Raw genomic sequence first — 12169 nt, forward strand, 5'->3', positions numbered from 1 at the left:
CCAGTCATGTCCGAATCAGGGTCATGCCTACCATGACCCAACCCACCTGGCTGCTGGCTCTGACGGCGACCGCCGTCATACTGGCCTTGGCCCTGATCACAACGGCCCTTCTCCTGCCCAAGTACCGTCGTCAGAAGGGGGAACATACGGTCCAAGCGAACTTTGACTCCCGCAATGCGTGGCGTCAGCGGATCGATCAGGTGGTGGCCCAGTACGACAGTGGCCGACTGGACCGTGACCAAGCCATGACGGCACTGGCCACCATCGCTCGTGGATTCGCATCCCGTTCCTGGAACAGCGATATGAAAGCCAAGACTCTAGCTGAGATCAAGGCTCAGCCCCGCACGCCGAGCACCCGACAGGGCCTCGACCTGCTTCGGCAGACCATAGATGCCCTTTACCCGCCTGAATTTGCACTCCCCCGGGACAGCACAGGAACCAGCGCCACGGTGAATCAGGCAGCCGATTGGGTAAGGGATCTGATCGAACGGTGGCCGCGATGAGTATAGGCAATCTGTCCTGGAGGTGGCCCTGGCTGCCGGTTCTGGCCTTGGTCCTGGTCCTGGCGTTCGGCCTGCTGGCTTACCCTATGGCGCGTCATGGCAAGCCAGATCAGGAACCGGAAGCTCGGGTCTGGACCTTGAACAGCGACCTCGACACCGAGGAGGGCCATGAGGCCCTTCGGCGCTGGCGGCGATTGAACCGTTGCGCTGCGGTCCTGCTCTCTTTGGCCCTGCTGATGGCTCTGAGCCTTGCCGCAAGGCCCGCCCGGGTCGATCGAACCTTGGAGCAAGGCCATAACCGCGATATTGTTCTATGCCTGGACGTGTCCGGGTCCACCCTGCCCTACGACCGGCAGGTTATCGCCTCCTACCTTGATTTGGTCCGCAACTTCCGGGGCGAACGCATGGCTCTGAGCATCTTCAACTCCACCTCGCGCACCGTCTTCCCCCTGACCGACGACTATGACATGATCACCGCCGAATTGAGCAAGGCGCGGCGGATCCTGGATGGGGTGCAGTCCCAGGACCGCATCGACGCCATGAGCGGACGACAGTACCAGGACATCAGCGATTGGCTGGAGGGCACGCAGAACCGCCGGGACACCACTTCCTTGATCGGTGACGGGCTGGTAGGCTGCGCCGCGCTCCTGCCGCAATTCGCTCCCAAGGACCAGAACGGACCCGCAAAGGCCGGCCAACGGTCGAGCTCCCTGGTCCTGGCCACCGATAACGTAGTCTCCGGCAAACCCACATACACCCTGGAAGAGGCGCTCAGACTTACCTCAGCCGCAGGAATCTCTGTGGACGGTCTCTATTCGGGACCGGACCAGGGCACCAAGGATGAAAGCACCCGGCAGATGCAGCGGCTGATCGAAGCGCAGGGCGGCATCTTCCTGCGACGGCAGGACGGCAACTCCATCAACGCACTTGTCCGCCAGATTGAGCACCGACACGGAGCCGACCCACGTCAACAAGAGCAGTCCAGCCTGGTGGATGCACCCGGCTGGTGGACCTTGGTCCTGGCCCTGGCACTATCGGGATATCTGCTCCTGGCCTGGAGGCTGAAGCGATGAATATACTCAAATCCCTGACCTTTGAGCCTGCCTTGGGATGGGTGGCCGGCGGCCTTCTGGCGGGCCTGCTGTTGCTCCTGGCCATCGCGCTGGTCATCCATGGACTGCGCAAGGGGCAGGATACGGACGCCGATCGCTGGGCCCTGACCCGGCGCACCGCCATGGTCCTGATCCTGGCCCTCATGGTCCTGACTCCCAGCACGGTCAGCAAGACCACTGATAAAGCCATCAACGCCACTGATGTTTTCATCGCGGTTGACGTAACCGGATCCATGGCGGTCAAGGATGCTGGATATGGCAACCAGGAAGGAATCAGCCGACTGGATGCGGCCCGGGCAGCTGTCCACGAACTGACACGCATCTACCCCGATGCCTCTTTCTCGGCCCTGAGCTTCGGCGCTTCGGCCAGCGTCGATCTGCCCCTGACACCCGACGTACGGGCTGTGGACAACTGGGCCAGGGGGCTGGCTACAGAGCCCACATCCCGATCCTCCGGCTCCAGCCTCGATGCTCCGCTGGATCGCCTGAGCCTGGTCTTGAAACAGACCAAGGACCGGCATCCGGACGACCGAATCCTGCTCTACCTGATCAGCGACGGCGAACAGACCGGATCTGATGAACGACGATCCTTCAGCGTCCTCAGGGAAGGTCTGGACGATGCCTTTGTGCTGGGAACCGGCTCGACCAAGGGTGGCATGGTGCCCTTGAGCTCCGATGTCGGCGGAAGCGATGCCGACGGCTGGGTGACGGACCCAAAGACCGGCCAGCCGGGCATCTCCGTCATGGATCCGAAAACCCTCAAGGCCATGGCCGACGAGATGAGCGGCCACTATCAGGCCTTGACCAAGGGGACGACCTTGCGTGAGGGGAGTACGGCTGCAGCTTCCAAGCGCTACCGGGTGACCAAGGTAGACCAGGTCCGCCAGCATGTCACCCCGCTGGTCTGGCCGCTGGCACTGGTGGAGCTGGTCCTGATCCTGATTGAGGTGGGGCTCTGGATTCGCACTTCGAGGAGACTGTTATGAGCAGGAAGTCCCAGCAAGACGCAAGGAGCGGCCGCCGCCTGCGAGTGCGCCTGATTTTGGGTGGCTTGGCCTTGGTTGCAGCCCTGGCCGGAGCCTGGGGCCTGATCAACATCAAAGCCATCGCCACCTATAACGAGGGCACGCGCACGCTGAGCACCAACGTTCGACAGGTCCAAAACCCCCAGGCCGATCCAGCATCCATCAAGGCTTTGCAGGACCAGGCCGAGCATCTCTTTGCCCAGGTCGAACGGCCTGGACCCCTGATTCTGCCACAGACCAGACATGCTGCCGAGGCCAACCGAGCTGCCAACACTGCGCTGACCAGCCGCACGGAGCGTCTGTTCAAGAAGCAGAAAGCCAATAAGGCCCAGGACAGACAGAACGGATCCAACAAGAGCTCCCACTCAGGGCTGACCAAGCAGCAGGAAGCCGAGGTGGAGAATCTGCTCAGACACAACCAACAGCAGAGTCAACCGTCTGCCTCCCCCACGCCGTCAGGCCAGGCGAGCGACAAGAAGGGTCAGGGGAAGAACGTCAAACCCTGGTGACCGGCCGCACACAGCCTTTCGCGTGAGTCGTTCCAACGCCTCCTTTCCAGTAAATCGATCCTCATGCAGACGAACCTCTCTCAGCTATCTGACTGACAGAGTCAAGAATGAGCGGTAAATCCGTCCACAGCCAGATGAATCGGACCTCATTCGACCACATGGCCCTATGGGGATCATTTCAGGATGATCGCTATGTTGTAGTAGAGGCATGTATAGGTCATCCTCATCACTGCCCGCCCTGAGCCCCTTCCTGGAACAATCCTCCTACCTGGCTGATCCGGACTCAGCTGGATCCTGCCCCTGTCATGCACAGGCAGCCCGCTGTCGGACCTTGCTGTCCGACATGGCCCGGCAGTCGCGAGCCACTCTGGTCCATCTGAGTGAATTGGCCGACCAGGCTCTGAGGGTCGACTGGCAAGGGCGGGCCGCTGAAGCCTATCGGGCCCAGGTGCGGGCCATGGATGCCCTCTGCCAGGACCAGCGCGTCCAGGCAGGACGTACCCTAAGCCTGATTGATCAAGAGAGCCGGCCATGAAGCGGACGATAACCGCTGCCCCCGATGCCAATGGCTATACACGCGCCGAACTGGACCATCTGACCGGCATGGCAGACCGACTCAACCAGGCAGGTAGTGCCCTGGCCACCTTGCAGTCCCAATGGGTTCTGACCAATCAGGCCATCCGCAGAACCATGCCGGGACTGCCGACTCTCCCCTGCGCCCAGGCTGCCATGCCGCTGCCGGATCATGCCCATCTGCCCCTGGATTTGATGGTGACCTTCTGCAATAACCAGGCCGAAGCCTGCAGAGATCTGCGCACCCAGCTCCAGTCTGTGGCCGACAAGCTGACCAAGGCCTACGGGCTGTATTCGCAGGCTGAATCATTCATGGACAGGCTGATGAACTCCCTGATGTCCAAAGCCTTGACCGTCTTTCAGCCCATTGCCCCGTTCATGCTGGGATCCATCGGCTTGGGCCTGGGAGCAGCCAAACTGACCGATCACCTGGACGCATCGCAACTCCAGGAATTCCTGGAAACCACGGCCAGCATCCAACAGCCCCTGCTGAACGCCGTCGCATCCGGCCTGTCCTCGGACCATCATGATCCCATTGGCGGATTGGTCACCGGCCCTGGCCTGCTGATGCCTTTGATACTCGCTCATTTTCAGGGTGACCAGATTGCGATGGATACTGTTCATCCACAGGGCAAAGGATTAGGCGAGGCCAATGACATAGCCGGTGCTTTGCACAACCTGGAGACCCTGGGATCCTGCCGGGACGGCATCCCCTATTCCACCATCGCCGTACAGCGCTATCGAAAGGCCGACGGCAAAGACCACTGGCTGGTCTACATACCCGGCACCAGCTCCCATCTGGACTCCCCCATCGGATGGGCCCAGAACATCCAGCTCATGAGTGACAAGGCCTCAGTGCGCGACAGGGCGGCATCCCTGCGTCTAGTAGACCAGGCCATGCAGGATGCAGGGGTGCGCCCGCACGATCCGGTCAGCCTGGTGGGCCATTCCCAGGGCGGCATCGTGGCCGCCACCATGGCCTCGGATCTTTCGGACCGCTACCGCTTTGATCACATCGTGACCGTCGGATCGCCCATTGCCCATCGCCAGATAGAATCAGACACCTGGGTCACCAGCGTGGAGATGCGCGAAGAACTGGTCTCCAGCCTTGATGGAGCAGACAACTCCTCCCGACCCAACCAGCTGACAGTCAGGGGAAGAGCGGGCGGACCTCCCCCTCCAGGCAGCCATCAGACTGGCAGGACAGTGACCACTGCCGGACCCGGCAAGGAATCCACCCACGGTATGGCCTACCAGCAGGCGGCCTGGGCCGATGCCCGAGATCAGAATTCACCGGCAGTAGAACGTCAGGACGACCATTTCGCCCATGCCATCGAGGGCGATCTGCAGGAGACTCGCTACTACCGAGGCAGGCTGCGGCAATGAGCCGGACACGCGCGCCACCAGGAGTGTCCATGCCGTTCCTGCTGGTTGACCCGGTCGTCTAGGCTGGAGGCATGAACCTGAGCCGAATCACCCCAGTCATCCCCCTCAATCCCTTGGACGGACGTTACCGCAGACAGACTGCCGATCTGGTGGAATATCTGAGCGAACCTGCCTTGAACCGCGAGCGCATGCGGGTCGAGGTCGAATGGATGATCATGCTGGCCAACGGCTACCAGGGCAACGGCCAGCATCCGGTTTTACCGGGCGTAGAGCCTCTGACCGAGGCAGAACAGGGCTACCTACGAGCCATACCCGAGGATTTCGATGCCGACGGCATCACCGAACTGGCGGGCATCGAAGCCCAGACGCACCACGATGTCAAAGCTGTGGAATACTACATCGACCGCCGTCTGGAGGCAGCAGCCACAGCACTTGGCCGCGAGTCCCAACTGCCGAGGCTGACACCCCTGGTCCATTTCGCCTGCACCAGCGAGGACATCAACAACCTGGCCTATGCCCGTTGCATCCGAGGCGGAGTCGAACAGGTCTGGCTCCCCAAGGCCACCCGGATCGAGAATCATCTGGCTACCATGGCGGAACAATACCGGGATTTACCCATGCTCGCCCTGACCCATGGCCAGCCGGCCACACCCACTACCCTGGGCAAGGAGATGGCGGTCTATGTCCACCGACTGCACCGGCAGTTGGACCGGATCCGCAATCAGGACTACATGGGCAAGATGAATGGCGCCACTGGAACCTTTGGCGCCCATCTGGCCGCCCTTCCGCAGGTGGATTGGATCGATCTGACTCGGACTTTCATCGTGGAACGGATGGGCCTGGTCTGGAACCCACTGACCACCCAGATCGAGTCCCACGACTGGCAGGCCGAGCTCTTCAGCAACATTGCTCATCTGGGCCGGATCCTGCACAACCTGGCCGTGGATGTCTGGATGTACATCTCCCGCGGCGTCTTCGCCCAGGAACCCGTCAAAGGCGCGACAGGGTCCAGCACCATGCCCCACAAGGTCAACCCCATACGCTTCGAAAACGCCGAAGCCAATCTGGAGATCTCGGGAGCCCTGCTGGACACCCTGGCCACCACCCTGACCGAAACCCGCTGGCAGCGGGACCTGACCGACTCCACCACCCAGCGCAACATCGGTTCGGCCCTAGGATACAGCCTGCTGGCTCTGGACAACCTGGACGGCGGCCTGCAGACCATCCACCCTGACAAGGCCCTGATGGCCCGCGAGCTGGACAGCAACTGGGAGGTCCTGGGCGAGCCCATACAGACGGCCATGCGGGCCGCTGGATTGGCTGGACGTACAGGCATGGATCATCCCTATGAGCAGGTCAAGGAGCTGATGCGGGGCAAGAGGATCGGCCGGGAGGATGTCGAACGCTTCATCGATGGCCTGGACCTGGACCAGGACACGGCAAGTCGGCTCAAGGCCTTGACACCGGCAACCTACACCGGAGCAGCCGGAACCTTGGTGGACTTCGATCGCGACTGACCATGACACCGTCCCAGTCGACCGTTACTCCCGAAGACACTGATTCCGCTGACCCTGTACAGGCAGATCAGGTCGTCATCCGGGATACCCCGCCCCAACGGGTCCATGACGCTGAGGACCTGCTTCGAGCCTTGGCAGCTCTGATCCTGGGAATTCTTGTCACCCTGGCAGCCATCTACTTGAAAGGCATAGCCGCAGGGGTCGAGTCCGACATGCGCCAGGCCGGCAATGCCATGGACTGGCTCATGGACGTACCCACCGCCTTCCTGCAGCAGGCAGTCACGGTGACCGTGGTCCTGGCCGTGCTTATCCACCTGCTGGTCAACAGGGAGTGGGTCCAGGCCATCACTGCCCCCTTGGCCATGTTCTTAGGGTTCGGGCTGGTCATGCTGACCTCCAACCTGATCCTGAAAGCGGGCAACCCCACCCTGATCGCCTCATTCAGCTCCCAGAACGCCATAGGATCGCCCGTTCTGCTGCCTGACTTCTATGCCGGTCTGGCAGCCTTCCTGAGCGCAGCAGGACCCCGTCGACTGCGCAGCTCGGTCAAATGGGGATGGAACGCTCTATACGTCGTGGCCGTCATCATGGTCGCCATATCCTCCAATTCGGCCAGCGGCGTCCTGGTCTCGCTGATCCTTGGACGGATCGTGGGCATGGTCGTCCGATACCTGGCGGGCACGCAGAACAAGGGCGCCTGGGGGCAGGGAGTGGTACAGGCCATAGCCTCCATCGGCATCCATGCCACCAGCCTGGAACGTCAGGATCCCAGCCTGGATGCCGATGGCCAGCCCCTGCCCGCCCTCGACGACGATCTGATTGAGGCCTCCCGCATCTACAGAGCCCAAGACAGGGATGGCCGCACCTACACGGTGTCGGTCATGGACGGCCAGCTGCACACCATGGGCTATCTGATGCAGCTATGGCAGTGGATCAAGCTGTCCGGAGTCTCCATGCGCCGGGACAGGTCGGTCAGAAACTCCATGCAACACCACATGGCTATGCTGGCTGAATTGCGAGACCTGGAGCTGACCGCCCTGCACCCTTATGGCCTGGCTGAGAGCGCGGAATCCTCAATCCTGGTCCTGGAGGATGATGTCCACCTTCGGCCCTTGGAACCCAGGAGCTTGGACACAGACAGGGCCAAGCAACTGATGGACTATCTTCGCCGGGCCAACGAGCGCGGCTTTACACACCGCCGCATACGTCCGGAGACTCTGGCCATGGACCGGTCCGGCTCCATGGTCATCGCCGGCTGGGAGAACGGTGACAGCGCCAGCTCACAGGCCAACATCGCCCTGGACCGGATCCAGCTTCTGGCCTTGATTGCCGCGCTGATCGGTGTAGATCAAGCCATCGAGGCCGCCCGTGCCTCCTGGGGGGCCAAGACCCTGGTGAGCCTGTCGCCCTTCTGCCAGATGGTGGCCATTCCCTCACAGACCCAGGCCCTGCCCGGCTGGGATCGACAGATTCTGACTGACCTGCGCAAGCAGTTGCGGGGCCTGGCTCCTCCTGAGTCGGTGGCGGAGACCAGCCAGGTGACCCTCTCGCGTTTCAGTCTGCGCAGCTTCGTAGCCCTGGCCCTGTTGGTAGTGGCAGTGGCGGTCATCGTCACCCAGTTCAACCTGCCCCAGGTCATCAGTGCCGTCCGCAACGCCAACCCTTGGATGGCCGGACTCTCCTTCCTGCTGGGATCGCTGTCATGGGTGGGCTGTGCCATCACTCTGGGAGTCTTCATCGACCCTGCCAAGCGCGACTTCAGGGGCATCTTCCTGTCCCAGGTCGCCTCCTCGTTCACCTCGGTCTCCATGCCCGCCGGGGTAGGACCGGCCTTCGTCAATTTGCAGTTCCTGCGGCGGGACGGTTATGACAACACCATGGCCACAGCCATCATGAGCGCTGTGGTGGCCGTCCAGTTCGCAACCACCTTCTGCCTGCTGATCGTCATCGGCCTCTTTACCGGCCGCAACACCCTATCCGGTATGATCCCCACCAACACCCTGGTCATCGTCATCGGAACGGTAGCCATCATCGCGGCCCTGATCATGGCCGTGCCTTACACGAGGCGGCTGGTCATGGAGCGGCTGATGCCCATCGTGGCCTCCTATGCCCGCCACCTTGTAGAGATTCTGACTCAGCCCAGGCAGCTGGTGGTGGCCGTGCTTGGGGCCGTGCTGCAGTCTGCCGCCCTGGGTATGAGTTTCTGGGCCGCCCTGATGGCCTTCGGTTGCAGGACCAACGTTTTCGAGACCACCTTCGTCTTCCTCCTGGCCAACACGCTAGGCTCGGCTGTCCCCACTCCTGGTGGCCTTGGAGCCATAGAGGCGGTGCTATTCTCGGCCTTCCGTCTGGCCGGCGTTCCCTCGGGCGTGGCCATCTCGGCCACTCTGGTCTTCCGAGTGGTCACCTACTGGCTGCGCATCCCCCTTGGAGCCCTGGCCATGCGCTGGCTGAGCAGCCATAATCGCATCTGAGGATCCCTTCGGGCAGTCCTAATCCCGTGGACCTCAAAAATCGCTTGATGAAATGTCGGAAACCCCCGGAAAATGCGGTGTTTGGGCCTAATCTGCGGTAATATCAGTCATTGACCGTTGGGCTTTCCCCAAATCAAGCAATGGGAGGCCCCCGAAAGAAGGATGTTCTATGGCATACAACAAGTCTGATCTCGTTTCGAAGATTGCGCAGAAGTCCAACCTGACCAAGGCTCAGGCGGAAGCTGCTGTCAACGCCTTCCAGGATGTCTTCGTCGAAGCCATGAAGTCCGGCGAGGGTCTGAAGCTGACCGGTCTGTTCTCGGCTGAGCGTGTCAAGCGCGCCGCCCGCACCGGCCGCAACCCCCGCACCGGTGAGACCATCAAGATTCCGGCCAGCTATGGCGTGCGTATCTCTGCCGGCTCGCTGCTGAAGAAGGCCGTCACCAACAAGAAGTGAAATCAGCCTTTCTGCAAGGGCCCTGGTATCCATCCACGGATACCGGGGCCCTTCTTGTTATATCAGGCCTGACGAAGCCTCTCACTGCAAACAAAACCTTAGGCACGCGGCTCTGAGGCACTCTTCAGGAAATCCATCAGGGAGCGGTATCGGGACGGGCCCAGGTGGTCGAAGGGGTCGGGCAGGTTCACCTCGACTCGGCGAGAGCCACCCAGGACCAGGTGGCTCCAGTCACATGACCATGTGCGCGTGCCCCGGTCTGCGGCGCGGACGAAGTCGCCACGCAGACGCGCCCGGGTATCCTCTGGAGGTTGATCCATGGCGCGCTCTACCTCGGAGTCGTCGACCGGTGAGCACATGAGCCCATGCCTGACCAAGCCAGGGTAGGATCTTCCCGCGCTCAAATCGTGATAGTCCAAGTCCAGAGCCTGGTCCAGATCGCGCCCGGCACCACGTCGACTCAGCCCCTGGAGCAGCCGCAGCTTGGCGGCCCAGTCCACCCAGTCAGCCAGGTCCTGCCAACGCCCCGCGTCCAACGCATCCAAGGCGATCCTCCAAAGTTGCAAGGCATGCAGAGCCTGGGACCGGTCGATGCCTATATCCTCCTGTTGGTCCACCAAGGCCTTGCAGGCTGACCAATAGGCCTCTTGCAGACCCAGAGCACTGATGCCGCCGGTCTTCGTCGAAGCCTCCAGCTCCAGGTTGACCCGGCCGGTCCGATCCCGGCTGACGGCTCGGACGGCTGCACCAGGATCAGCCAGGGCCCAGTCGGCCAGGTCTGGCCTGCGGCCTTGGCGGCAGGCTTGCTCAATCAGGTTGAGGACCAGGTGAGTGCTGGCCATCTTGAACCAGGTAGCCAGCGGCGACCGGTTGGTATCTCCTACGATCACATGCAGACGCCGCCATCGTTCGGGATCAGCCAGAGGCTCGTCACGGGTGTTGACCATGGGACGGGCGCGGGTGGTGGCCGAGGATACCGCTTCGTCAAGAAAGTCAGCCCGCTGGCTGAGCTGGAACCCATCGGGGCTCAGACGACCCGCCCCGGTGATCAGCTGCCGTGTGACAAGAAAAGGAACCAGACAAGCTCCAATCATGTCCAAGGGGACCCTCCGGTCCAGCAGGTAATTCTCATGGCAGCCGAAGGCATGGCCCTGGGCATCCACGTTGTTGGCAAACACATGAACCTTTACAGGCCCGCCCAGGTTCTCCGACAGGTACTTCCGGGCGCGCTCCGCAAGGTCGGTCATGATTCGTTCCCCGGCCAGCACCTGAGTCAGGGCTGTCAGTGGATCACGGGCCTCTGCCGTGGCATACTCCGGGTGGGATCCCACGTCCAGGTAGAGTCGGGCACCATTGGGCAGATAGATGTTGGTTGACCCGTGCTTCTCAATCAGAGGGCGGAACATGGCCATGGCCACCCTGCCGGCGGCATATGGGCCACCAGCGCCGGTCAGGCTCAGTCCATACTCGGTCTCGATGCCGAATATCCTGCGAAAGTCCGAGTCAGTCCCCTGCCCGTCCGCCATGGATCACTGGCCGCCCTTCTGGACGAAGCCCTGTACATACTCCTTGGCATTGGTCTCCAGGGTGGTCTCAATGTCATCCAGGACGGCATCCAGGTCGGATCCAGCCGCCTGGACCTGTTCCTGTGCCCCAGTCTGCGGCAGATCCTCTTCCTGCTCCTGCTGCTGCCCGGCTGCCATGCGCCGCTCTTGCTGGGATGCCTCAGCCATGGTCGCTCTCCTTCCCTGCGCGGATCAGCGCCCGCTCAGATACGTATTCAAATCCTCCGCGATGAGCCCGTTGGTGGCTACCACGTCGTTGCTGCCCTCCCAGCGCACATGCCCGCCGTCCCAGCGCCAGAGGGTACCCTTGGCCTCTCGGACCACGACAGCCGCCGCAGAAACAGCAGGGATGTCCCAGGAGTGCAGAGCCGGTTCAAAATAGGCGTCGTAACTGCCGTCCGCCACCCGGCACAGATCCAGCGAGACTGGACCGACGCGCTTGATGTCGGCAGGCTTGCCGGCCATGCGCGAGACAATCTGCAGGACCTTTTCAGACTCGTTGGGGAAGTATGACATACCGAAGCTGATTACTGATCCGGTCAGGGTGGTCATAGTGGAAGGGATGATTTTCTCCCGTTTGTCACCCACAATGGTCCGCCGGATCCTAATGGCGCCCTGGCCCTTGGCAGCCAGATAGGTCAGGCCCAGTACCGGCGCATGCACGATGCCCAGAACCGGTGAAGCATGGCCCTTCTCGTCCACGGCAAACAGGGAGATGGTAAGCGTCCATTCGGCCATGTTGCGCACATAGTTGACCGGACCGTCGATGTGGCCCAGACACCAGTAACGGCCGCCTGGACGCCGGTTGCCGGCCTCCTCTTCCCAGAAGCCGTCCATGGGGTCGAGAGCGGCGATCTTGGTTCGGCAGTAGCGAATCAGACGTGTGTCGATGCCCGGCGAAAACTGGGTGCCCTGGCCGATGGCTGAGGTAGAGCGGGGATCGTGGGGGTTGATCTGGTCCTGAAGGGCATGACGGCCGGCCTCCACGGCAATGGTGGCGGCCTGCATGGCCAAATCGCGCAATTCCATACTTCTCTTCTCTTTCAAA

12 protein-coding genes are annotated in these 12169 nt (G+C 61.9%); 9 read left to right on the forward strand and 3 right to left on the reverse strand.

All coding sequences use genetic code 11. The features are described 5' to 3' along the window. Window positions 1-23: 23 nt before the first annotated feature. The 9 genes from CI603_RS08685 to CI603_RS08725 all read left to right on the forward strand — a co-directional run bounded on the left by CI603_RS08685 (window position 24) and on the right by CI603_RS08725 (window position 9556). Window positions 24-503, forward strand: coding sequence for a hypothetical protein (locus tag CI603_RS08685; protein ID WP_121913819.1), 480 nt, complete (start codon window positions 24-26; stop codon window positions 501-503). Next, on the forward strand, window positions 500-1576 hold the full coding sequence (locus tag CI603_RS08690; RefSeq protein WP_121913820.1) for a VWA domain-containing protein: 1077 nt from the start codon (window positions 500-502) through the stop codon (window positions 1574-1576). Before CI603_RS08685 ends, CI603_RS08690 begins: the two co-directional genes overlap by 4 nt. Continuing rightward, window positions 1573-2601: a VWA domain-containing protein gene (locus CI603_RS08695; RefSeq protein ID WP_121913821.1), complete on the forward strand. Its 1029-nt coding sequence runs from the start codon at window positions 1573-1575 to the stop codon at window positions 2599-2601. The genes CI603_RS08690 and CI603_RS08695 overlap by 4 nt, the downstream gene beginning before the upstream one ends. Continuing rightward, window positions 2598-3149, forward strand: a complete 552-nt coding sequence (locus CI603_RS08700; RefSeq protein WP_121913822.1) for a DUF6466 family protein — start codon at window positions 2598-2600, stop codon at window positions 3147-3149. The genes CI603_RS08695 and CI603_RS08700 overlap by 4 nt, the downstream gene beginning before the upstream one ends. A 208-nt stretch (window positions 3150-3357) precedes the next feature. Continuing rightward, window positions 3358-3684 carry a hypothetical protein gene (locus CI603_RS08705; RefSeq protein WP_046323125.1) on the forward strand — a complete coding sequence of 109 codons (327 nt, stop codon included), beginning with the start codon at window positions 3358-3360 and terminating at the stop codon, window positions 3682-3684. Continuing rightward, entirely contained in the window at window positions 3681-5108 is a 1428-nt protein-coding gene (locus tag CI603_RS08710; protein WP_121913823.1) for an alpha/beta hydrolase, read from the forward strand. Before CI603_RS08705 ends, CI603_RS08710 begins: the two co-directional genes overlap by 4 nt. A gap of 71 nt (window positions 5109-5179) precedes the next feature. Next, entirely contained in the window at window positions 5180-6625 is a 1446-nt protein-coding gene (gene purB / locus CI603_RS08715) for an adenylosuccinate lyase (protein WP_121913824.1), read from the forward strand. Window positions 6626-6627: 2 nt separating this feature from the next. Continuing rightward, entirely contained in the window at window positions 6628-9099 is a 2472-nt protein-coding gene (locus CI603_RS08720) for a lysylphosphatidylglycerol synthase transmembrane domain-containing protein (RefSeq protein ID WP_183122309.1), read from the forward strand. Window positions 9100-9268: 169 nt separating this feature from the next. Then, the gene (locus CI603_RS08725) at window positions 9269-9556 is read left to right on the forward strand and encodes an HU family DNA-binding protein (RefSeq protein WP_015022121.1); all 288 of its coding nucleotides are present in this window, start codon (window positions 9269-9271) and stop codon (window positions 9554-9556) included. A 98-nt stretch (window positions 9557-9654) separates the two neighbouring features. Here CI603_RS08725 and CI603_RS08730 read toward each other — a convergent pair whose 3' ends face one another. Genes CI603_RS08730 through CI603_RS08740 form a run of 3 tightly spaced genes read right to left on the reverse strand, consistent with a single transcriptional unit; the run spans window position 9655 to window position 12150 of the window. Beyond that, a complete protein-coding gene (locus CI603_RS08730; protein ID WP_121913825.1) occupies window positions 9655-11082 on the reverse strand; it encodes a proteasome accessory factor PafA2 family protein in 1428 nt (475 codons plus the stop codon). A gap of 3 nt (window positions 11083-11085) precedes the next feature. Next, window positions 11086-11259, reverse strand: a complete 174-nt coding sequence (locus CI603_RS08735) for a ubiquitin-like protein Pup (protein WP_395947985.1) — start codon at window positions 11257-11259, stop codon at window positions 11086-11088. 54 nt (window positions 11260-11313) lie between these two features. Beyond that, window positions 11314-12150, reverse strand: a complete 837-nt coding sequence (locus CI603_RS08740; protein ID WP_045935548.1) for an inositol monophosphatase family protein — start codon at window positions 12148-12150, stop codon at window positions 11314-11316. Window positions 12151-12169 lie beyond the last annotated feature (19 nt).

Source organism: Bifidobacterium sp. wkB338 (assembly GCF_003688325.1).
Classification (GTDB): domain Bacteria; phylum Actinomycetota; class Actinomycetes; order Actinomycetales; family Bifidobacteriaceae; genus Bombiscardovia; species Bombiscardovia polysaccharolytica.

Coding starts and splice junctions, on each gene's coding strand:
- CI603_RS08725 (WP_015022121.1), top strand. CDS start 9,269: ATGGCATACAACAAGTCTGATCTCGTTTCGAAGATTGCGCAGAAGTCC.
- CI603_RS08710 (WP_121913823.1), top strand. CDS start 3,681: ATGAAGCGGACGATAACCGCTGCCCCCGATGCCAATGGCTATACACGC.
- CI603_RS08705 (WP_046323125.1), top strand. CDS start 3,358: ATGTATAGGTCATCCTCATCACTGCCCGCCCTGAGCCCCTTCCTGGAA.
- CI603_RS08735 (WP_395947985.1), bottom strand. CDS start 11,259: ATGGCAGCCGGGCAGCAGCAGGAGCAGGAAGAGGATCTGCCGCAGACT.
- CI603_RS08700 (WP_121913822.1), top strand. CDS start 2,598: ATGAGCAGGAAGTCCCAGCAAGACGCAAGGAGCGGCCGCCGCCTGCGA.
- CI603_RS08690 (WP_121913820.1), top strand. CDS start 500: ATGAGTATAGGCAATCTGTCCTGGAGGTGGCCCTGGCTGCCGGTTCTG.
- CI603_RS08685 (WP_121913819.1), top strand. CDS start 24: ATGCCTACCATGACCCAACCCACCTGGCTGCTGGCTCTGACGGCGACC.
- CI603_RS08730 (WP_121913825.1), bottom strand. CDS start 11,082: ATGGCGGACGGGCAGGGGACTGACTCGGACTTTCGCAGGATATTCGGC.
- purB (WP_121913824.1), top strand. CDS start 5,180: ATGAACCTGAGCCGAATCACCCCAGTCATCCCCCTCAATCCCTTGGAC.
- CI603_RS08695 (WP_121913821.1), top strand. CDS start 1,573: ATGAATATACTCAAATCCCTGACCTTTGAGCCTGCCTTGGGATGGGTG.
- CI603_RS08720 (WP_183122309.1), top strand. CDS start 6,628: ATGACACCGTCCCAGTCGACCGTTACTCCCGAAGACACTGATTCCGCT.
- CI603_RS08740 (WP_045935548.1), bottom strand. CDS start 12,150: ATGGAATTGCGCGATTTGGCCATGCAGGCCGCCACCATTGCCGTGGAG.